A 19503-nucleotide genomic window follows, 5' to 3' on the forward strand; every position below is an offset into this window, starting at 1 on the left:
CCGCGGTCGGAGTGCCGACGACCGTGTACGCGGTGGGGAGTCCCGCGGCCGTCGAGGCCTCCGCGAGTTCGGCGATGTCGTCGAGCCCGAGCGTCGAGGCGCCGTCCGCGGTCTCACCGCCGGGCGTGCGCAGCGTCTCCAGCAGCTGCCGCAGCTCGTGGATCGCGTCGCGCGCCGAGCCCTCGACGCCCGACAGGATCTCGGCGGCCCGCGCGGGGTCCTGGGCCAGCACCAGGCGCGCCGCGCCGGCCTGCACGCCCATGACCGAGACGTGGTGGGCGACCACGTCGTGCAGCTCGCGGGCGATGCGCACCCGGTCGAGGGCGACGGCCTGCGCCGCCGTCACCTCGCGCTCGCGCTCCAGCTCGGTCGTGCGCTGCTCCAGCACCGACCGCTGCTCGGCGGCGGCCCAGGACCGTTCGCCGAAGTAGTAGGCCCCGCCGAAGTAGAGCCCATTGAGCAGGATCTGGATCAGCATGAAGGCGACGTAGGGCGACATCGCCCCGGCCACCACCTCGGCCTTGTCCGCCTCGCTGATCGCGTCGCGGTACATCGTGAGGAGCAGCCACACGAACATCCCGACGATGATCGCCACGCGCACGATGAGGGCGCGGCGCCGGTCGTTCATCCACGCGCCGACGGTGTAGAGGCCGATGAACATCGCGATGTTGCCGACGTAGATCTCCGGTACCCGGATCGTGACGGCCGCGAAGTAGGCGACGGATACGACCACGGCCACGGTGCCGGGCCAGCGTCGACGGAACGCGAGCGGACCGGACACCACGACGGCGTAGAGGAGGGCGGTCCACAGCGGGGCCTGCTCGTCGCCGTACACCTGGGCGATGGAGGAGAGCGCGGCGCTCAGGATCGCGCCGACGAACAGCACCCCGGCGAGCAGCAGGTCGCCGCGGCGGTCGCGCTCGGTCGGCGTGCGGGTGAAGGGCATCCCTCCACCGTAGGGCGGCGTTCGGCGGGGCCGCATCCCCCGGACGGCGGAGGCGGCGCGGAGGGGTCTTGACCGCGCACTTGTTTTTTGCAAGTATCACCGCATGAGCCTCTTCCTCACCTGCCCGGTCGAGAGCGTCGAACGCGCGACCGCCTTCTACACGGCCATCGGCTGGACCCTCAACGAGGAGATGTCCGACCACAACGTGTCGTGCTTCGCCATCGCGCCCGGGCAGTACGTCATGCTCGGCAGCCGCGAGATGTACGCCAGCGTCGGCGGCGTCGACGAGCTCGTCGGCGGCCCCGACACCCCGTCCAAGGTCACCGTCTCGTTCGACCTCGGCAGCCGCGAGGCGGTCGACGAGCTGGTCGAGCGCGCGAGAGCGGCGGGCGGCCGCATCGGCGAGACCGACGACTACCCCTTCATGTACCAGCGCCAGTTCGACGACCCCGACGGCTACCACTACTCGCCGTTCTGGATGAAGCCGGACGCCGACGCCGACGCGTGAGCGACCTCGGTGCCGCGCTCGGCGTGGTCGGGGCGCGCTGGGCGCTGCTGATCGTGGAGCGGCTGCTCGACGGACCCCAGCGCTACGGCGATCTGCAGCGCGACCTCGGAGTCCCTACGAACATCCTCGCCACGCGCCTGCGCGAGCTGGAGGCCGCCGGGGTGCTCGCGCGACTGCCGCTCCGGCACAACACCCGGGCGTACGCGCTCACCGACCGCGGGCTCGCACTGCGGGAGGCGATCGAGGCGCTGCGGGCGTGGGGTGCCGCGGAGGAGGATGAAGTTCCCTCGACGAGAACGGAGAAGTGACATGAGCGAAGACGCACCCGGTCGCATCCTGATCGACCTGTTCAGCACCCTCGACGGCGTGGCCCAGGGCCCCGGCGGCGTGGGGGAGGACACCTCGGGCGGATTCCGGTTCAGCGGATGGCAGGCCGGTTACCCCTCACCCGGCATGGGCGCCGAGGTCGACGCGGGGATGCGGGGCCTCGACGCGCTGCTGCTCGGCCGCCGCACCTACGACATCTTCGCCTCGTACTGGCCGCAGCACACCGATGGCGAGGAGGGTCACATCGGCCGGCTCTTCGACGCGGTGCCGAAGTACGTGGCGTCGCGGAACCCCGACCTCGCGCTCGACTGGCAGGGCAGCTCGCGCGTGGGCGACGACCTGGCCGCCGAGATCGCCCGCCTGCGCGCGACCCACCGCGAGGTGGCCGTGATCGGCAGCATCGACTTCGTGCACACCCTGCTCGCCGAGGGGCTGTTCGATCAGCTCAACCTGTGGGTGTACCCGCTGCTGCTCGGCACGGGGAAGAAGGTGTTCGACGACGCAGCGCTCCCGTCGGTGCTGCGACTGCTCGAACCGCCGGTCGTCGACGACGCGGGCGTGATGCTCCTCCGCTACGGCCGCACCGATCGCACCCCGGAGGTCGGCACGTTCGGCGCCTGAGGCGGGTCAGCCCAGCAGTCGCTCGATCACGCGCGCGACGCCGTCCTCGTCGTTGGTCGCGGTGACCTCGTCGGCGGCGTCCCGCACCACGGGCTCCGCGTGCGCCATCGCCACCCCGCGCCCCGCCCAGCGGAGCATCTCGACGTCGTTCAGCGCGTCGCCGAACGCGACGACCTCGGCGCGGTCGATGTCCAGGTGCGCGCACATCCGCGCGAGCCCGGTCGCCTTCGTCACGCCCTCGGCCATCACCTCCACGAACGGCGCACCGGACAGGGTGGCTTCGAAGCCGGTGAGCCCGAGCGAGCGCAGCGTGTCGAACAGTGCGGCGGGTGCGAGCTCCGGGTGGCGGATCACGAGCTTCAGGCTCGGCGCCGCGAGCACCTGCTCCAGCGGCACGCCGCCCATCGTCGCCGGATCGCGCTTGTGGTCGGACAGGCTCGCGATCGCCGCGTAGCCGTCCTGCGCGACGAAGGTCTCGCCGCCCTCGCGCACGCTCGCGAACAGCAGCCCGGGGATGCTCGCGCGGAGGGCATCGGCGAGCGTGCGGATCGTGTCGGACGGCAGCTCCTCGGCGAACAGCATCCGTCCGTCGCCGAGGTGCACCGCGTAGGCGCCGTTGCTGCACAGCGCCCACCCGTCGAATCCGGCGTCGGCGGCGATCGCGCGCAGTCCGATCGGCTGGCGCGCGGTGACGGGCACCACGGGGATGCCCCGCTCCCGCGCCGCGTCGAGCGCCGCGCGGGTGCGCGGTGTCACGGAGGAGGAGGGGTCGAGCAGCGTGCCGTCGAGATCGGTCGCGATCAGTCGCACGTCGTCGCGCTCCGTCAGGAGAAGATCATCGGCAGGTCGTCGTCGGCGTCTGCTCCGCCGAAGTCGAGGTCCACCACCACGGGCACGTGGTCGCTGGGCTGCTCGCCCTTGCGCTCGTTGCGATGGATCGACGCGCCGGTGACCGCGTCGGCCAGCGTCTTCGAACCGAGGATGAAGTCGATGCGGATGCCCTCGTTGCGCGGGAACTTGAGCCGCTGGTAGTCCCAGTAGGTGTAGCCCTCGGGCAGCAGCGGGCGCACCACATCGGTGACACCGGCATCGGCCAGGGCGAAGAACGCCTCACGCTCGGCGGGCGAGACGTGCGTCGAGCGGCCCACCACGATGTCGGGGTCGCCGTTGTCGTGGTCGAACGGGATGATGTTGAAGTCGCCGACGAGGGCGAGCGGCAGGTCGGGGTTCGCCGACAGCTCGGCCGCGGTGGACTGCCTCAGCTGCTCGAGCCAGTGCAGCTTGTACGCGTAGTGCGGGTCGTCGAGGGAGCGCCCGTTCGGCACGTACAGGCTCCATACGCGCACGCCGTCGACCATCACCCCGAGCGCGCGCGCCTCCTGCGGAGCGTCGGGGCCCTCGTGACCCTTGGCGAAACCGGGCATGCCGTCGAACGCGGTGCGCACGTCGGTGATGGGCAGGCGGCTGGCGATCGCGACGCCGTTCCACTGGTTCAGGCCGTGCACCTCGACGTGGTAGCCGGCCTCCTCGAAGGGGGCGAAGGGGAACTGCTCCGGCTTGCACTTCACCTCCTGCATCGCGAGCACGTCGATGTCTTCACGGACGGCGAACTCGACGGTGCGGGCGACACGGGTGCGGATGGAGTTGACGTTCCAGGTGGCCAAGCGCATGCGTCCAGCCTAGTTGCGGCCTCCTACACTGGATGCCGTGACCGCACTCGACGCAGACCGCCAGACCCTCCTCGACCTCATCACCGACGAGGCGGTGTTCCACGGCGACTTCACCCTCTCCAGCGGCAAGAAGGCCACCTACTACGTCGACATGCGCAAGCTCACGCTCGACCACCGCGCCGCTCCCGCCATCGGCCGGATCATGCTCGACCTGATCGCCGACCTCGACGTCGTCGCGGTCGGCGGTCTCACGCTCGGCGCCGACCCCATCGCGAACTCCGTGCTGCACGCCTCGGTCGGCACCGACCGTCCGCTCGACGCGTTCGTCGTGCGCAAGGAGCCCAAGGACCACGGCCGCGGCCGTCAGATCGAGGGCGCCGACGTGAAGGGCAAGCGCGTGGTCGTGCTGGAGGACACGTCGACCACCGGGCAGTCGGCGCTCAAGGCCGTCGAGGCGCTGCGCACGGAGGGCGCCGAGGTCGTGGCCGTCGCCGTGATCGTCGACCGCAAGACCGGAGCGCAGGCGGCCATCGAAGCCGAGGGGCTGGAGTGGCGCGCCGCGTTCGACCTCGACGACCTCGGGCTCGACCCGCAGTGACCCGCTACGCCCTGGCCGTCGACGTCGGCGGCACCAAGATGGAGGCCGCCCTCGTCTCGGCGGACGGCGTGCTCGTCGAAGGCAGCCGCAGCCGGCAGCCCACCGGGCGCGCGGCCACGCCCCCGGCCCTCGCCGCCGCGGTCGACGCGATCGTGCGGCATGCCCTGGCCGCACTGCCGGCCGGCGCGGAACTCGTCGGGGCGGGGATCGGCAGCGCCGGTCCGGTGGATCGCGTCGCGGGCACCATCGAGCCGGTGAACATGCCGCTCGCGCACGGCTTCGCCCTCGCGGCGGCGGTGCGGGACGCGGCGACGGCGGTGCTCGGCCGCGACCTTCCCACGACGCTGGGCCACGACGGGGGTGCCCTCGCCCTGGCGGAGTCGTGGCTCGGGGCGACCCGTGACGCGGGGGCCTCGCTGTCGATCGTGGTGTCGACGGGCGTCGGCGGCGGCTTCGTGGTGAACGGCGCCTACATCCCGGGAGCCACCGGCAACGCGGGTCACCTCGGTCAGGTGCGCCGCGAGGGAGGGCTCACGCTCGAGGAGATCGCCTCCGGCCCCGCGAGCGCCGCCTGGGCGCAGGAGCAGGGGTGGACCGGCGCGACGGGGGAGGACCTCGCGCGCGACGCGGCAGCCGGAGACGCGATCGCCCGCGCGGCCATCGAGCGCTCGGCCCGCGCGGTCGGCGAAGCGCTCGCGGACGCCGCGACCCTGGTCGACCTCGACGTGGTGGCCATCGGCGGCGGGTTCTCGCGGGTGTCGTCCGACTACATCGACCTCGTGCAGCAGGCGCTCACCGCGCACGCCGTGCACCCGTACTCCCGGCGTACCCGGGCCGTGCGCTCGGGCCTCGGCGACGAAGGGCCCCTCATCGGCGCCGCCGCCCTCGCGCTCCGTTGAACCCTCACGCGCACGCCCTCAGCGCGCGGCGGTCAGCAGGTGGCGGGGTGGTCCCTCGAGGCGGGCGACGGCGATCTTGAGGTCGGTGACGTCGGCGCCGACGGCGTCGAGGCGGGTGGTGAGCTTCTCCTCGACGGTGTCGATGCGGGTGGTGAGCTTGTCCTCGACGCTGTCGATACGGGTGGTGAGCTTCTCGTCGACGGCGTCGATGCGGGTGGTGAGCTTCGCGTCGACGGCATCGATGCGGCGCACGACCCAGGCCATGGCGGCGAACATGCCGGTGCCGAGGGTGAGCACGATGCCGATCGCGCTGATGACGACCGTCAGGCTGTCGGTGGACACGGATGCTCTCCTCGGGTGCGGTGTGTCTTCGACGATACGTCGCCGCGGGTGTGGCGACTCCCGGAATCCCGGCATCTGTGAGGAAGGGGAGAGAGGCGCGGATGGGGGAGGAGGAGCGCCTCAGCCGGTCGCCGACACGCGCCGTCCGGAGCGCGACGTCACGAGCATCAGGACCGGGACGACAGCGCACAGCACGGCCGAGACGACGAAGGTCGCAGGAGCCGCCGGATCCCGACCGATGAGCAGGATCAGCGTGGGCACGAAGGTGCCGCCCACCGCGCCGCAGGCGACCAGGGCTCCGGTCACGGCGGCGCTCCGTGCGGGGTCGAGGCGGTCGAGGGCGAGACCGAGGATCAGGCCGTAGCTCGGCGCGAGCAGCACGACCACCGCCGCCAGGGCCACGAGCGCTCCCACCGGCTGAGGGCCCACGAGCGCGCCGGCCACGCCCATCAGCACGGCCGCGCCCGCCGTGGCCGCGACCAGGATCGCGAGCGGGGGCACCGACGCGCGGCGCAGGGCCGCTGCCCCGAAACGGCCCGCCGCCATCAGGCCCCAGAACGCGGAGGTGCCGAGCGCGGCCGCGGCCGGTTCGAGCGTGAGCACGCGCTCCGGGATCACGGCCGACCAGCCGGAGAGCACGGTCTCGACCCCCACGTAGAGCGGCAGGGCGAGCGCGAACGGCAGCAGCACCGCGAGCGACCGCACGTCACGCGGCGCCGGGGCTTTCGCGGCGACCGTCGGCACGGGCGCGATGAGCACCGACACGGTCACCAGCGGCACCGCGGCGAGAAGGGCCAGCAGCGGACGGGTGTGCGCTCCCAGCACCACCGCGAGCGGGGTGGCCGCGGCGCACACGGCGACCGTGCCCATCAGCGCACTCAGCAGCCCGGTCGCGCTGCGCGTGCTCGCGGCCTTCGCGGCCACCGAGCCCGAGGCCTCCACGAGCCCGAAGCCGAACCCGGCGACGGCGGCGGCGGCGATGAACACGACCGCATCGCCCGCCCACGCGGCGGCGACGAGCGCCACGGCCTGCAGGGCGCTGCCGAGCAGCAGTGTCGTGCGCGGGGGCTTCCGCGTCAGCAGCGGACCCGAGGCCAGCACGCCCACCAGCAGCCCGGCGAAGAGCACGGGCACCGCGGCGCTGAGGTCGGCGCCGATGTCCCGCTGCGCCGAGGGCAGCACGGCGGGGACGAACGCCGCGGTCACGCCGAGTCCCGCGAACGCGCTGAACAGGCCGAGGCGGATCCGGCCGTCCGCGCCCGTCATGCGCCGTTGGCGCGCACGTGGTGCACGGCCGCGAACGTGTCGCGCAGCGCCTCCATCGAGCGGTCGTAGTTCGACTGGGCGACCCCGATGAAGATGCAGTCGACGACCATGAGCTGGGCGATGCGGCTGCCGAGCGCGCCGGAGCGGAACCCGGTCTCGCGCGCGGCGGTCGTCAGCACGATGTCGGCCTGCCCGGCCAGCGGCGCGCCCGCATGGTTGGTGATAGCGATCGTGGTGGCCCCCGCCTTGCGGGCCAGGAGCAGGAACTCGATGGTGTCGGTGGTCGCGCCGCTGTGCGACACCGCGATGGCGACGTTGCCGGGGCCGAGGGTGGCGGCGGAGGTCCAGGCGGCGTGCGGATCGGACCACTCCAGGGCCGTGCGCCCGATCCGGGTGAGCTTGCGCTGGAGGTCGAGGCCGACGATCGAGCTGGCCCCGACGCCGAAGATGTCGACGCGGCTCGACGACGTGATCGCCTCGACCGCGGCGCGCAGCGACTCGGTGTCGAGCACCTTGGCGGTGTCGGCGAGCGACAGCGTCTCGGCGAGGGACACCTTCGCCACGATGTCGGCGAGCGTGTCGTTGCGGTCGATGTCGCCCGACACGGCGGGGAGCGCGGCGGTGTCGTACGTCTCGCGCTCCACCTCGCGCAGCACGTGGTTGCGCAGCTCGCGCACGTGCTCGTATCCCAGGCGCTTGCAGAAGCGGACGACGGAGGTGGTGGAGGTGTCGCAGCGGTGGGCGAGCTCGGCGACCGAGAGGCCGGCGGTGGCGGCCGGGTCGGCGAGGAAGAGATCGGCGATGCGCTGCTCGCTCGGGCGGAGCTCGGGGCGGATCGCCCGCATGCGCACCAGCACGGGGGGAGCGCCGGCGTCGTCGCGGGCGGCGTCGTGGGACATGTGTTCTCCGATCGGTGTTCATAACAGTAGAGGAACTTCTGTTACACCGACAGCGACCTTCGTGTACTTTTGGTACCACCCAGACCGACGATGTTCACGGGACGTCAGGCAGCATCGCCTGAACCCAGCCAGGGCGACGCGGTCCCAGCCAGGAGGAAACAGCATGAGCACAGTACGGCGGGCGTCATTCGGCGCTCTCTCCGCCGCGGGCGTCGCGATGGCGCTCGTCATCACCGGGTGTTCCGCGCCGGCGTCGAACCCCTCGCCCTCCGAGGGCGGCACCGCGGGCGGCGACCTCGTCATCGGCGTCACCAGCGACCCGGACACCCTCTTCCCGTGGAAGGCCACGCAGTTCCAGGCGGTCAACGTCCTGCAGAACCTGTACGGCACGCTCACCGAGTTCGACGAGGACCTGAACGTGGTGCCCGGCCTCGCCGAGTCGTGGGACGTCTCGGAAGACGGCCTCACCGTCACCTTCCACCTCCGCGAGGGCGTCACCTTCGCCGACGGCAGCACGTTCGGCTCCGAAGACGTGAAGTACTCCCTCGACGCGATCGCCGCCGAGGCCACCGCGGCCGTCGCGCGCAGCTCGCTGGCGTCCGTCACCGCGGTCGAGGCGACCGACGAGACCACCGTCACCCTCACCCTCAGCGCCCCCGACGCGGCCCTGCCCGCCAACCTCGCCGTGATCAACATGGCCATGCTCTCCTCCGACGACACCGAGGAAGCGCTCAACACCACCCCGAACGGCACCGGCCCGTTCGTGCTCGAGGACCGCACCGCCAGCCAGTCGCTCACGCTCGCCAAGAACGACGACTACTGGGGCGACAAGGCGCTGCTCGACACGGTCGAGTTCCGCGTGATCCCCGACGAGTCGTCGATCGTATCGGCCATGCAGTCCGGCAACGTGCAGCTCGCGGTGTTCGACGACCCGCTGGTCGCCCAGACCGCCGAGGGCGCGAACGTCGAGGTCGCCACGACCCCGCAGCTCAGCTACCACGCCCTTCAGCTCAACGCCACGCGCGGCGACCTGGCCGACGTGAACGTGCGGCTCGCGATCCAGTGCGCGATCGACCGCGAGGAGGTGCTGGAGACCGCCGCGCTCGGCGAGGGCGAGGTCACCGGGCCCATCACGTCGCCGGCGTTCAAGTCCGACCCCGACGCGCGCCCGTGCCCCGAGCGCGACCTCGACAAGGCGGCCGAGTACCTGAAGAAGGCCGGCAAGGAGGACGGCGTCACGATCAAGACGATCGTGTCGCAGGGCGAGTACGCCACCTCCGTCAACGAGGCGCAGAACCTGAAGGCGCAGCTCGCCGACGCCGACATCACGCTCGACCTCGAGGTGCTCGAGTCCGGCGCGTTCGTCGACCGCTGGATCGCCGCCGACTTCGACGCCGCGGTCGCCCTCAACGGCGGACGCCCCGACCCCGACGGCATGTACGGGCGCTACTTCACCAGCACCGGCAACCTGAACAAGGTCGCGGGGTACTCCTCGCCCGAGCTCGACGCGCTGTTCGCCGAGGGCCGCCAGACCGCCGACACCGAGAAGCGCAAGGAGATCTACGCCGAGGTCTCCGAGAACCTCGAGGACAACGCCGCCTGGATCTGGCTGTTCACCAGCTACACCTACACGGCCACTGCCACCAGCGTGGACGGCTTCACCCCGATGGCGAACGGCTCGCTGCAGTACCTGCGGACCACCTCCATCCAGTAGCGGACCGGAGGGGGCGCGGCCGCCCGCGCCCCCTCCGTCCCCCTCCGACGACAGGCACCCTCACACGCGCATGTTCAGACAGCTCCTCCGCAACAGCGTGCTGCGACGCATCCTCGCAGCCCTCGGCACCCTCTTCGGGGTCGCCGTGTTCGTCTTCCTGATGCTGCGCGCCATCCCCGGCGACCAGATCAGCTCGGGACTCGGCACCGAGGCCGCCGCGCTCACCCCGGCGCAGCGTGAGGCTCTCGAGGCCTACTACGGCCTGGACCAGCCGCTGTTCGTGCAGTTCTTCTCCTGGCTGGGCAACATCTTCACCGGCAACCTCGGCTTCTCGTCGCGGGCGCAGACGAGCGTGCTCGACCTCACCGCGGCCGCCCTGCCCGTCACGTTCGAGCTCGCGATCCTCTCGATCGTGATCGCCCTCGCGATCGGCATCCCGCTCGGCATGCTGTCGGCCTCCAAGCCGGACTCGCTCCGCGACGGCGTCGGCCAGGTCGTGGGACTCGCGGGCCTCTCGATCCCGGCGTTCCTGCTCGGCACGGCGCTGCTGGCGATCCTGGCCCAGTCGCTCGGCTTCAACCCCAACGGCCAGGGCTACGCGCGGCTGTTCGACGACCCGCTGCTGAACCTGCAGCAGATGCTGCTCCCGTCGATCGTGCTCGGCTTCGGCATCGCGGCGCCGATCATGCGCACGACCCGCACCGCCGTGCTGGAGATCCGCGCGAACGACTTCATCCGCACGGCCCGGGCGAAGGGCGTGCCGCCCCGCCGCCTCCAGGTGCGCCACGTGCTCGGCAACGCGCTGGTCCCGATCGTCACCATGACCGGCCTGCAGTTCGGCTACCTGCTCGGCGGCGCCGTCGTGGTGGAGCAGATCTTCTCGCTCCCCGGCATCGGCCGTCAGGTGCTGCTCGGCATCCAACAGAAGGAGTACGCGCTCGTGCAGAGCACCGTGCTGGTGATCGCGCTCGCCTTCGTCATCGTCAACCTGCTCACCGACCTGCTGTACCGGGTCATCGATCCCCGGGTGCGTGCCGCATGACCGACATCTCTCAGACACCGGCCCTCGCCCCCGGCGGAGGGCGCACCATGGAGCGCGTGCGTCTCCTGCTGCGCAGCCGCAGCGGGCTCGCCGGCCTCATCATCGTGTTCCTGCTGGCGGTGCTCAGCGTCGTGTCGGCGTTCGGCCTGCTGCCCTTCGACCCGCTGGCGCAGGATCCGCCCTCGCGCCTGCAGCCGCCGTCGGCCGTGCACTGGTTCGGCACCGACCAGTTCGGCCGCGACGTGTTCTCGCGCGTGGCCGCCGGCGTCGCGAACTCGGCGCTGATCTCGGTCGTCGCGGTGGCGTTCGCGACCGTGGTCGGCACGGTCTGCGGCCTCATCGCCGGCTTCTACCGCGGCATCTCCGACGGTGCGATCACCGCGGTCACCAACGTCCTGTTCGCGTTCCCGCCGCTGCTGCTGGCACTGTCGCTCGCCTCGGTGTTCGACCGCAACTGGTTCACGATCGCGGTCGCCATCGCGATCGTCTACGTGCCGATCTTCATCCGCGTCACGCGCGGCCCGGTGCTGTCGCTGCGCGAGGTCGAGTACGTCAAGGCCGCCAAGAGCACGGGGCAGGGCCGCATGGCCACGATGTTCCGGCACGTGCTGCCCAACATCACGTCGATCATCATCGTGCAGGTCACGCTGTCGCTGTCGTGGGCCGTGCTGACCGAGGCGTCGCTGAGCTTCCTCGGCCTCGGCACGCCGCCGCCCGCGCCGTCGCTCGGCTCGATGATCTTCGAGGCGCGCACGCTCGTCACCATCGCGCCGTGGACCATGATCGCGCCCGGCGTGGTCGTGGTGCTGCTCGTGGTCGGGCTCAACCTGCTGGGCGACGGGCTGCGTGACAGCCTCGACCCGCGGAACCGGGGGAAGCGATGACCCTGGAGGATCTCGGCGCCCTCGCCACCGAGGCCAGCGACCCCCGCTACGCGCGACTCGACCAGATGAGCGTGGCGGAGCTCGCCCAGACCATGAACGACGCCGACGCCACGGTGCCCGCGGCCGTGCGGCGCGCACTGCCGCAGATCGTCCCGGCCATCGAGGCCACCGCGGAGCGGATGGCGCGGGGCGGACGGCTGGTCTACGTCGGGGCAGGGACGCCCGGTCGCATCGGGGTGCTCGACGCCTCGGAATGCCCGCCCACGTTCAGCACGCCGCCCGAGCTGGTGTTCGCCATCATGGCCGGCGGGCCCGGCGCGATCGTGAACCCGGTCGAGGGCGCGGAAGACGACGCCGAGGCCGGAGCCGCCGCGATCGACGCCGCCGACATCGGCCCGCTCGACACCGTGATCGGCATCGCCTCGAGCGGCCGCACCCCGTACGTGGTCGCGGCCGTCCGCCGGGCGCGCGAGCGCGGGGCGCTGGGCATCGGGCTGTCGTGCAACGCGGACACCCCGCTGAGCGCCGTCGCCGAGCACGGCATCGAGGTCGAGGTCGGCCCCGAGGTGCTGTCGGGTTCCACCCGCCTCAAGTCGGGCACGGCGCAGAAGCTCGTGCTCAACATGTTCTCGACCATCTCGATGGTGCGAGGCGGCAAGGCCTACGGCAACCTGATGGTCGACGTGAAGGCCACGAACCACAAGCTCCGCGAGCGCGCGATCCGCATGGTGCGCACGATCGCCGAGGTCGATCGCGACACCGCGGTCGCGGCGCTGGAGACCGCCGCCTGGGACGTGAAGCTCGCGTCGATCATGATCCGCCGCGGCGAGGACCTCGCCGCGGCCACCACCCGACTCACCGCGGCAGGCGGACGCCTGCGCACGGCACTGGAGGAGAACTGATGCGCGTCCTCGGACTGATCTCCGGCACCTCGCACGACGGGATCGATGCCGCCGTCGTCGACTTCGCGACCAGCGGGGGCTTCACCGACCACGGCGTCGACCTGACCGGCACCGTGCTCGCGGCCACGAGCGTGCCGTACGCGCCGGAGCTGCGCGCCCGGCTGATCGCCGCCCTCCCGCCCGCGCCGACCACGCTCGCTGAGGTCGCGGAGCTCGACACCCTCATCGGCCAGGCGTTCGCCGACGTCGCGGCCGACATCGCCGCGCAGGTCGGCGGGGTCGACGCGATCTGCTCCCACGGGCAGACCGTGTACCACTGGGTCGACGGCGCCCACGCCCTGGGGACCCTGCAGATCGGGCAGCCCGCCTGGATCGCGGAGAGGGTCGGGGTGCCCGTGGTGTCGGACATCCGCATCCGCGACATCACCGCGGGCGGCCACGGCGCCCCGCTGGTGTCGTTCCTCGACGAGCTGCTGCTGCGCGGACGAGCCGGGGTCACGGCGGCCCTCAACCTCGGCGGCATCTCGAACATGACGGTCGTGCGACAGGACGGCCTGGTCGCCTACGACATCGGTCCCGCGAACGCGCTGGTCGACGCGGTCATCGTGGAGCACGGGCTCAACCCGCTCGGCTACGACGACGATGCGGCCGTGGCGCGCACCGGCCGCGTCGACGAGGCGCTGCTGTCGGCCCTCCTCGACGACCCGTACTACGCGCTGACGCCGCCGAAGAGCACCGGCAAGGAGCACTTCCACCTCGGCTACGTGCACGAGCACCTGGCCGCGCAGGGCCGCGACATCCCGGTCGCCGATGTCGTGCGCACGCTCACCGAGCTCACCGTCCGCACGGTCGCCCGCGACGTCGCCGCGGCGGGCATCGGCTTCCTCGCCGTCTCGGGCGGCGGGTGCCGCAACCCGCTGATCCTCGAGGGTCTGCGCGCCGCGCTGCCGGAGACCGAGGTCGTGCTGGCCGACGAGCTGGGGGCTCCCGCCGACAGCAAGGAGGCGATCCTGCTCGCGCTCATCGGCTGGTCCACGATGCACGGCGTCCCCGCCATCGTCCCCGGCGGCACGGGCGCCCGCGAGCCCCGCATCCTCGGCACGATCACGCCCGGCGCCGGCCCGCTGCATATGCCGGAGCCGGTCGCGGCGATCGATTCGCTCACGCTCGGGGAGGCGACGGCGTCGTGAGCGGCCACGGAGCAGGCCAGGTGCGCGGCGCGAGCGCTGCGGGGGCCGTCGCGGCGGTGATGCGCGGCGACACCGCCCCCCGCGCGGTGGTCGCCGGGGTGGTCACGAGCACCTCGCGTGACGTCGCGGTGGGTGGCCTCGCGGACCTTGCGGGAACCCCGGTCACGCGCGACACCGCCTTCGACCTCGCCTCGGTGTCGAAGGTCGCGGCGACCACCACGGCTCTGCTGCGCCTGGTGAGCACGGGCGACCTCGGCGTCGACGACCCGGTCGACCGCTTCCTCCCGGGCACCGCGTGCGCTCCCGGCACCACGGTGCGCCACCTGCTGCAGCACCGCGCCGGACTGTGGGAGTGGCAGCCGCTGTACCTCGACCCCGCCCCCGCCGACGCGGTCGTGGACGCCCTGCCGTTGCGCTACGGCCTCGACGAGGGGCGGCACTACTCCGACCTGGGCTTCATCCTGCTCGGGCGCCTCATCACCGCGGTGACCGGCCTTCCGCTCGACGCCGCCGTGCGGGAGCTGGTGACCGCGCCGCTGGGACTCGCGCACACGGGCTACGGCCCCGTCGGCCCTCCCGTCGCGTCCTCCGGCATCGGCGACGCCGCCGAGCGCCGCATGGTGGCCACGGGCGACCCCTACCCGATCCTCACGTCGCGCCGGCACTTCCCGTGGCGGGAGGACGAGATCGCCGGCAGCGTCAACGACGGCAACTGCTTCCACGCGCTCGGCGGCGTCTCCGGGCACGCGGGCCTGTTCGGCACGGTCGATGACCTGCTCACGCTCGGCGCCGCGCTCGCCGACGCCGACCGGCACACCGACCTCTGGCACCCCGACGCGGTCGCCGACTTCTTCCGCGACGGCCCGGACGCCGGTCAGGCCCTGGGCTGGCGCAGCGACACCGTGCCGGTCGACGGCCGCCCCACCCGTCTGCTGTGGCACCCGGGCTACACCGGCTGCGCGCTCGGCCTCGTGCCGGCGACGGGCACCGCGGCCGTGCTGCTGAGCACCCGTCTCCTCGCGGCCGAGATCGCCCCGACCGAGACCCTGTGGCGTGCGGCGCTGCCCGCCCTCCTGGACCCCGAAGGAACGAGTACCCCATGAGCACCACCCCGCCCGTGCTGAGCATCGACGGCCTCGCCGTCGCCTTCCGGACCGGTTCCGAGCTGATCACCGCGATCAGCGACGTGAACATCGACATCGCCGCGGGCGAGACCGTCGCGGTGGTCGGCGAGTCCGGCTCGGGGAAGTCCACGACCGCCGCCGCCGTCAACCGGCTGCTCCCCGAGAACGGCGTGATCACGGCGGGCAGCATCCGCTTCGACGGGCGCGAGCTGACCGAGCTGCCCGAGAGCGCGATGATCTCGCTGCGCGGCGCCGGGATCGGGCTCGTGCCGCAGGACCCGATGTCGAACCTCAACCCGCTCATGCGCGTGGGGGAGCAGATCGGCGAGGCGCTGGAGGTGCACGGTCACACCAGCGGCGAGGCGACGAAGGTCCGCGTGGTCGAGCTGCTGGAGATGGTGGGCATCGCCGACGCCGCCCGGCGCGCACGGCAGTACCCGCACGAGTTCTCCGGCGGGATGCGCCAGCGCGTGCTGATCGCGATGGGGCTCGCGTGCAAGCCCCGGCTGCTGATCGCCGACGAGCCCACCTCGGCCCTCGACGTCACGGTGCAGCGCCGCATCCTCGACCAGCTCGACCAGCTCACCGACGAGCTCGGGACCGCGGTCTTCCTCATCACGCACGACCTGGCGCTCGCGGCCGAGCGCGCCGACCGCATCGTGGTCATGTTCCGGGGCCGCGTGGTCGAGGAGGGCACGTCCGCCCAGGTGCTGGGCAACCCGCAGCACGAGTACACCAGGCAGCTGCTGGCCGCGGCGCCGAGCCTCTCCTCCCGGCGCGACGCCCTGCCCGTGCGCACGGCCGCGACCGACGCCGTGCCGTTCGTGGAGATCCGCGACCTGCGCAAGGAGTTCCCGGTGCGCGGCGCCAAGGCCGGGGAGCCCCAGACCTTCACGGCGGTCGACGGTGTGAGCCTCACGATCCGCCGCGGCACGACCGTGTCGATCGTGGGGGAGTCCGGGTCGGGCAAGTCCACGACCGCGAACATGGTGCTGGGGCTGGAGGACGCCACCTCCGGATCGATCCTGTTCGACGGGCTCGACCTCACCACGCTGCGCCGCAAGGAGCTGTTCGCCCTGCGCCGCCGCGTGCAGCCGGTGTTCCAGAACCCCTACGCCTCGCTCGACCCGCGGTTCACCGTGGAGCAGTCGATCGCGGAACCGCTGCGCGTGCACCGCATCGGCACCGCGGCCTCGCGTCACGCCCGCGTCCTGGAGCTGCTGGAGCAGGTGGCGCTCCCGGCCGCGATGGCCGAGCGGCTGCCGCACGAGCTCTCCGGCGGACAACGGCAGCGCGTGGCGATCGCGCGGGCGCTGGCGCTCGAACCCGAGCTGGTGGTGCTCGACGAAGCCGTGTCGGCGCTCGACGTGCTGGTGCAGGCGCAGATCCTCGATCTGCTGGCGGAGCTGCAGACGCGCCTCGGCCTCAGCTACCTCTTCATCAGCCACGACCTCGCGGTCGTGCGGATGATCTCCGACGAGGTGCACGTGATGCAGCGCGGGGTCGTGGTCGAGAGCGGCACACCGGAGCGCATCTTCGACGCTCCGCAGCACCCGTACACGCGGGAGCTGCTGGCCGCGATCCCCGGGGCCTCGCTGGCGTCCTGACCGCGGCCGGAGGCGACGGCCGCGGGCTCAGCGCTGGCGGTCGTCGTCGTCCCAGGGGCCTTCCCACCAGCCGGCACGACCGTCGTCCGAGCCGCGGCCGCGACGGGAGCGCACGAACTGCACGATGATCACGGTGAGCGACGTGAGCCCGATCAGGATCAGCACGAGGAACAGCAGGTCGTTCTGGGTCATGGGCGTTTCCCCTCCGCGGCGTCCGCCACGATCTTCGCGATGCGGGCGGCCTTCGTCTCCGGTCGCTTGGCCATCGCGATGTGCGTGAGCCCGAACTTCTTCACCGACTTCGGGAACGCGTCCCAGTTCTCACGGGCGGCGGGGTCCGCGTCGAGTGCGGCCGTGAGCTCGGGCGGCTCGATGCCCGCCTCCGGTCCGTCGAGCAGGGTCCACGAGCCGTTGGCCTTTGCGACCTCCAGGGCCCGGACGCCCGCGGGGGCCAGCAGCGCGGCGGCCTCCAGCTCGGCGATGCGCGCCTTGTTCGTCGCCGCCCACCCGCTGCCGGGCCGCCGCGGCGAGAACCATTGGCCGTTCGTCTCCTCGTCGAAGCTGCGCACCGGGCCGTCGATCCACCCGAAGCACAGCGCCTGCCGCACTGCGTCCTCGTAGCCGACACCGGCGGCGGAGCGGCCGCGCACGCTCAGCAGCCACACGCCGGCCGTGCGCTCGTGATGCTCCTCGAGCCAGGCGCGCCAGGCCGCGGCATCCGCCGCGGTGATCCGCTCGCCGTCGTCGAGGGCGCCCACGTCAGTCCTCGTCCAGGGTGGGGATCGACTCCGTGATGGTCGGCAGCAGGTCGGCGACGGAGTCGACGATCTCGTCGGGACGGAACGGGTACTGCTCGATGCTGCGCCGGTCGCTGATGCCGGTCATCACGAGCACGGTGTGCAGGCCCGCCTCGATGCCGGCGACGATGTCGGTGTCCATGCGGTCGCCGATCATGCCCGTCTTCTTGGAGTGCGCACCGATCTTGTTCAGCGCGGAGCGGAACATCATCGGGTTGGGCTTGCCGACCACGTAGGGCTCCTTGCCGGTCGCCTTCGTGATGAGCGCGGCGATCGCGCCGGTGGCCGGCAGCACGCCGTCGACGCTCGGGCCCGTCGCGTCGGGGTTGGTGACGATGAACCGCGAGCCGTTGATGATGTGACGGATGGCCTTGGTGATCGCCTCGAACGAGTAGTTGCGGGTCTCGCCGACCACCACGAAGTCGGGGTTCGTCTCGGTCATGATGAAGCCCGCCTCGTGCAGGGCCGTGAGGATGCCGGCCTCGCCGATCACGAAGGCGGAACCGCCGGGCAGCTGCTGGGCCAGGAAGTCGGCCGTCGCGAGCGCCGAGGTCCAGATGCGCTCCTCCGGCACGACCAGGCCGCTCTGCCGCAGGCGCGCGGAGAGGTCGCGGGCGGTGAAGATCGAGTTGTTCGTCAGCACCAGGTAGGGGATGTCGTTGCGCTCCCACCCGGCGAGCAGTTCGGAGGCCCCGGGGATGGCGTCGTTCTCATGGACGAGCACGCCGTCCATGTCGGTGAGCCAGCATTCGATGTCGTCACGGTGTGCCATGTGCTCAGCCTAGAGGCCGCGTGTTTCCGGCAGGTCTCAGGCGGTGATCCACACGACGCCGGCGCTTCCGTCGGGAAGGGCTCGCTCGACGCCGTCCAGGCGCACGCCGTCGGCGAGGACCTCGACGGTGCTGCCGACCGTGAGCCCCTCGGCCTCCAGGGCCCGCAGCAGGTCGGAGTCGCGGTCGTCGACCCGCAGCACGCGACCGCTGTGCCCCTCCGCGGCGTCGGCGAGCAGCACGAACGGCTCCCGCTCGATGTGCCCGTCGGCGTCGGGGATCGCGTCGCCGTGCGGGTCGAAGCGCGGGCGGCCCAGGCGGGCGTCGATGCCCTCGAGCAGCCGGTCGCTGATGGTGTGCTCCAGCACCTCGGCCTCGTCGTGCACCTCGTCCCACCCGTAGCCGAACTCCTGCACGAGCCAGGTCTCGATGAGGCGGTGGCGCCGCACCATCGCGAGGGCTCTGGTCGTCCCGGCTTCGGTCAGCCGCACGGCACCGTAGGGCACGTGCGACACGAGCCCCGCGGCGGCGAGCTTCTTGACCATCTCGGTGACCGACGACGGGGCGATGCCGAGCTTGGCCGCCAGCACCGACGGGGTGATCGGGGCGTCCTGCCATTCGGTGTGGGCGTAGACGGTCTTGAGGTAGTCGTCAGCTGCGGGGGAGGCCACCCGTCCAGCCTACGCGGTGGCGTCGGAGGCTCTTTCGGCGCGCGCCCACGCGGTGAGGCCGTGGATGAGGGCGCGCACGCCGATCTCGAACGTGCGGCGGGCGGGGTCGGAGCTGAGGCGGGCGCGAGCGCGCTCGGCCTCGGCGAAGGTCGGGTAGGCGGGGGCGAGGTCGCCGGGGGACATGTTGTCCGCCGGGGCGAGGGCGTCGAGGGCGGATCCGATGATGAAGGACTCCAGGGCGACGATCGCGTCGACGATGGTGTCGGTGGGCCAGCCGTCGTCGGCGAGCAGGCGGGCGATCTGCTCGTAGTCGGCGAACGAGCCCTCGTCGGCGTCGATGGGGGAGGTGGCGAGCATGACCATCGCCTGGGGTGCGGCGATCGTGGCGTCGCGGTAGCTGTGCGCCCAGGCGAGGAGCGCGTCCTCCAGTGGCAGGGCCCCGGGCTCGGGGGTGGCGAGGTCGCGGCTGATCCGCCCGCGCATCGCCCGGATCACGGCGTCGCGGCTCTCGAAGTGGTGGTAGAGCGCCGAGGTGCGCACGCCCAGGGACTCCGCGAGCGCCGTCATCGTGAACTGCCGTGGTGTGCGCTCGGCGCTGAGCCGGAACGCCGCCGTGAGGATCCGCTCCTCGGTGAGCACCCTGGTCGACGGGCGGCCCACGCTGCGCGGGGATGTCGTCATCGTGGCTCACTCCTGCTCGGTGTCTGCTACTTTATTGAAACTCTT

The 19503-nt window shown here is 72.2% G+C and carries 23 protein-coding genes; 12 read left to right on the forward strand and 11 right to left on the reverse strand.

The genetic code is table 11. The annotated features are described in order from the left end of the window. On the reverse strand, window positions 1-946 hold a 946-nt coding region (locus ACFV3I_RS13735), incomplete at its 3' end, for a sensor histidine kinase (protein WP_378823267.1). A 103-nt stretch (window positions 947-1049) separates the two neighbouring features. Here ACFV3I_RS13735 and ACFV3I_RS13740 point away from each other — a divergent pair. Genes ACFV3I_RS13740 through ACFV3I_RS13750 form a run of 3 tightly spaced genes read left to right on the forward strand, consistent with a single transcriptional unit; the run spans window position 1050 to window position 2402 of the window. Beyond that, the gene (locus ACFV3I_RS13740) at window positions 1050-1454 is read left to right on the forward strand and encodes a VOC family protein (RefSeq protein ID WP_378802919.1); all 405 of its coding nucleotides are present in this window, start codon (window positions 1050-1052) and stop codon (window positions 1452-1454) included. Further along, window positions 1451-1762 carry a helix-turn-helix domain-containing protein gene (locus ACFV3I_RS13745; protein ID WP_136044179.1) on the forward strand — a complete coding sequence of 104 codons (312 nt, stop codon included), beginning with the start codon at window positions 1451-1453 and terminating at the stop codon, window positions 1760-1762. Before ACFV3I_RS13740 ends, ACFV3I_RS13745 begins: the two co-directional genes overlap by 4 nt. 1 nt (window position 1763) lies before the next feature. Next, window positions 1764-2402 (forward strand): dihydrofolate reductase family protein, encoded by a 639-nt coding sequence (locus ACFV3I_RS13750; protein ID WP_378823269.1) that lies wholly within the window; start codon window positions 1764-1766, stop codon window positions 2400-2402. 6 nt (window positions 2403-2408) lie between these two features. Here the strand turns inward: ACFV3I_RS13750 and ACFV3I_RS13755 are convergent, their stop codons facing one another. Together ACFV3I_RS13755 and ACFV3I_RS13760 are read right to left on the reverse strand one after the other, a co-directional pair. Further along, complete coding sequence (locus tag ACFV3I_RS13755) at window positions 2409-3212, reverse strand: HAD family hydrolase (RefSeq protein WP_378823270.1); 804 nt, start codon at window positions 3210-3212, stop codon at window positions 2409-2411. Between the two features lie 14 nt (window positions 3213-3226). After that, complete coding sequence (locus ACFV3I_RS13760) at window positions 3227-4072, reverse strand: exodeoxyribonuclease III (protein ID WP_136036466.1); 846 nt, start codon at window positions 4070-4072, stop codon at window positions 3227-3229. Between the two features lie 37 nt (window positions 4073-4109). Between ACFV3I_RS13760 and pyrE the strand changes: the two genes are divergently transcribed. Both pyrE and ACFV3I_RS13770 read left to right on the forward strand, forming a co-directional pair. Continuing rightward, window positions 4110-4670: an orotate phosphoribosyltransferase gene (gene pyrE / locus ACFV3I_RS13765; protein WP_136036467.1), complete on the forward strand. Its 561-nt coding sequence runs from the start codon at window positions 4110-4112 to the stop codon at window positions 4668-4670. Continuing rightward, window positions 4667-5569 carry an ROK family protein gene (locus ACFV3I_RS13770; protein ID WP_378802918.1) on the forward strand — a complete coding sequence of 301 codons (903 nt, stop codon included), beginning with the start codon at window positions 4667-4669 and terminating at the stop codon, window positions 5567-5569. The genes pyrE and ACFV3I_RS13770 overlap by 4 nt, the downstream gene beginning before the upstream one ends. An 18-nt stretch (window positions 5570-5587) precedes the next feature. Here the strand turns inward: ACFV3I_RS13770 and ACFV3I_RS13775 are convergent, their stop codons facing one another. From ACFV3I_RS13775 to ACFV3I_RS13785, 3 genes are all read right to left on the reverse strand, one after another. Beyond that, on the reverse strand, window positions 5588-5911 hold the full coding sequence (locus ACFV3I_RS13775; protein ID WP_378802917.1) for a hypothetical protein: 324 nt from the start codon (window positions 5909-5911) through the stop codon (window positions 5588-5590). A 120-nt stretch (window positions 5912-6031) separates the two neighbouring features. Beyond that, on the reverse strand, window positions 6032-7177 hold the full coding sequence (locus ACFV3I_RS13780) for an MFS transporter (RefSeq protein WP_378802916.1): 1146 nt from the start codon (window positions 7175-7177) through the stop codon (window positions 6032-6034). After that, on the reverse strand, window positions 7174-8076 hold the full coding sequence (locus ACFV3I_RS13785; protein ID WP_136030814.1) for a MurR/RpiR family transcriptional regulator: 903 nt from the start codon (window positions 8074-8076) through the stop codon (window positions 7174-7176). Before ACFV3I_RS13785 ends, ACFV3I_RS13780 begins: the two co-directional genes overlap by 4 nt. A 163-nt stretch (window positions 8077-8239) precedes the next feature. On the opposite strand from ACFV3I_RS13785, the gene ACFV3I_RS13790 reads away from it, so the two are divergent. From ACFV3I_RS13790 to ACFV3I_RS13820, 7 genes are all read left to right on the forward strand, one after another. Next, window positions 8240-9790, forward strand: a complete 1551-nt coding sequence (locus tag ACFV3I_RS13790) for an ABC transporter substrate-binding protein (protein ID WP_136035409.1) — start codon at window positions 8240-8242, stop codon at window positions 9788-9790. Between the two features lie 70 nt (window positions 9791-9860). Beyond that, on the forward strand, window positions 9861-10832 hold the full coding sequence (locus ACFV3I_RS13795) for an ABC transporter permease (RefSeq protein WP_136030810.1): 972 nt from the start codon (window positions 9861-9863) through the stop codon (window positions 10830-10832). Continuing rightward, window positions 10829-11716: an ABC transporter permease gene (locus tag ACFV3I_RS13800; protein ID WP_136030808.1), complete on the forward strand. Its 888-nt coding sequence runs from the start codon at window positions 10829-10831 to the stop codon at window positions 11714-11716. Before ACFV3I_RS13795 ends, ACFV3I_RS13800 begins: the two co-directional genes overlap by 4 nt. Further along, the gene (gene murQ, locus ACFV3I_RS13805) at window positions 11713-12618 is read left to right on the forward strand and encodes an N-acetylmuramic acid 6-phosphate etherase (RefSeq protein ID WP_136030806.1); all 906 of its coding nucleotides are present in this window, start codon (window positions 11713-11715) and stop codon (window positions 12616-12618) included. Before ACFV3I_RS13800 ends, murQ begins: the two co-directional genes overlap by 4 nt. Beyond that, complete coding sequence (locus ACFV3I_RS13810) at window positions 12618-13808, forward strand: anhydro-N-acetylmuramic acid kinase (protein WP_206252451.1); 1191 nt, start codon at window positions 12618-12620, stop codon at window positions 13806-13808. The genes murQ and ACFV3I_RS13810 overlap by 1 nt, the downstream gene beginning before the upstream one ends. Continuing rightward, entirely contained in the window at window positions 13805-14911 is a 1107-nt protein-coding gene (locus ACFV3I_RS13815; protein ID WP_378823273.1) for a serine hydrolase domain-containing protein, read from the forward strand. Before ACFV3I_RS13810 ends, ACFV3I_RS13815 begins: the two co-directional genes overlap by 4 nt. Next, entirely contained in the window at window positions 14908-16539 is a 1632-nt protein-coding gene (locus ACFV3I_RS13820) for an ABC transporter ATP-binding protein (protein WP_378823275.1), read from the forward strand. The genes ACFV3I_RS13815 and ACFV3I_RS13820 overlap by 4 nt, the downstream gene beginning before the upstream one ends. A gap of 27 nt (window positions 16540-16566) precedes the next feature. On the opposite strand, the gene ACFV3I_RS13825 is transcribed toward ACFV3I_RS13820, so the two are convergent. The 5 genes from ACFV3I_RS13825 to ACFV3I_RS13845 are packed head-to-tail and all read right to left on the reverse strand — an operon-like array spanning window position 16567 to window position 19458. After that, a complete protein-coding gene (locus tag ACFV3I_RS13825) occupies window positions 16567-16731 on the reverse strand; it encodes a hypothetical protein (RefSeq protein ID WP_168387172.1) in 165 nt (54 codons plus the stop codon). Next, entirely contained in the window at window positions 16728-17297 is a 570-nt protein-coding gene (locus tag ACFV3I_RS13830; protein WP_378823277.1) for a YdeI family protein, read from the reverse strand. Before ACFV3I_RS13830 ends, ACFV3I_RS13825 begins: the two co-directional genes overlap by 4 nt. 1 nt (window position 17298) lies before the next feature. Continuing rightward, entirely contained in the window at window positions 17299-18108 is an 810-nt protein-coding gene (locus ACFV3I_RS13835) for an HAD-IIA family hydrolase (RefSeq protein WP_211542116.1), read from the reverse strand. 36 nt (window positions 18109-18144) lie between these two features. Then, complete coding sequence (locus ACFV3I_RS13840) at window positions 18145-18777, reverse strand: metal-dependent transcriptional regulator (RefSeq protein ID WP_136044663.1); 633 nt, start codon at window positions 18775-18777, stop codon at window positions 18145-18147. A 9-nt stretch (window positions 18778-18786) separates the two neighbouring features. Beyond that, the gene (locus ACFV3I_RS13845; RefSeq protein ID WP_136030791.1) at window positions 18787-19458 is read right to left on the reverse strand and encodes a TetR/AcrR family transcriptional regulator; all 672 of its coding nucleotides are present in this window, start codon (window positions 19456-19458) and stop codon (window positions 18787-18789) included. Between the last annotated feature and the right edge of the window lie 45 nt (window positions 19459-19503).

This window comes from Microbacterium sp. NPDC059771, assembly GCF_042732495.1.
Classification (GTDB): domain Bacteria; phylum Actinomycetota; class Actinomycetes; order Actinomycetales; family Microbacteriaceae; genus Microbacterium; species Microbacterium sufflavum.

Coding starts and splice junctions, on each gene's coding strand:
- ACFV3I_RS13740 (WP_378802919.1), top strand. CDS start 1,050: ATGAGCCTCTTCCTCACCTGCCCGGTCGAGAGCGTCGAACGCGCGACC.
- ACFV3I_RS13750 (WP_378823269.1), top strand. CDS start 1,764: ATGAGCGAAGACGCACCCGGTCGCATCCTGATCGACCTGTTCAGCACC.
- ACFV3I_RS13760 (WP_136036466.1), bottom strand. CDS start 4,072: ATGCGCTTGGCCACCTGGAACGTCAACTCCATCCGCACCCGTGTCGCC.
- ACFV3I_RS13780 (WP_378802916.1), bottom strand. CDS start 7,177: ATGACGGGCGCGGACGGCCGGATCCGCCTCGGCCTGTTCAGCGCGTTC.
- ACFV3I_RS13785 (WP_136030814.1), bottom strand. CDS start 8,076: ATGTCCCACGACGCCGCCCGCGACGACGCCGGCGCTCCCCCCGTGCTG.
- ACFV3I_RS13790 (WP_136035409.1), top strand. CDS start 8,240: ATGAGCACAGTACGGCGGGCGTCATTCGGCGCTCTCTCCGCCGCGGGC.
- ACFV3I_RS13795 (WP_136030810.1), top strand. CDS start 9,861: ATGTTCAGACAGCTCCTCCGCAACAGCGTGCTGCGACGCATCCTCGCA.
- ACFV3I_RS13800 (WP_136030808.1), top strand. CDS start 10,829: ATGACCGACATCTCTCAGACACCGGCCCTCGCCCCCGGCGGAGGGCGC.
- murQ (WP_136030806.1), top strand. CDS start 11,713: ATGACCCTGGAGGATCTCGGCGCCCTCGCCACCGAGGCCAGCGACCCC.
- ACFV3I_RS13810 (WP_206252451.1), top strand. CDS start 12,618: ATGCGCGTCCTCGGACTGATCTCCGGCACCTCGCACGACGGGATCGAT.
- ACFV3I_RS13820 (WP_378823275.1), top strand. CDS start 14,908: ATGAGCACCACCCCGCCCGTGCTGAGCATCGACGGCCTCGCCGTCGCC.
- ACFV3I_RS13825 (WP_168387172.1), bottom strand. CDS start 16,731: ATGACCCAGAACGACCTGCTGTTCCTCGTGCTGATCCTGATCGGGCTC.
- ACFV3I_RS13835 (WP_211542116.1), bottom strand. CDS start 18,108: ATGGCACACCGTGACGACATCGAATGCTGGCTCACCGACATGGACGGC.
- ACFV3I_RS13845 (WP_136030791.1), bottom strand. CDS start 19,458: ATGACGACATCCCCGCGCAGCGTGGGCCGCCCGTCGACCAGGGTGCTC.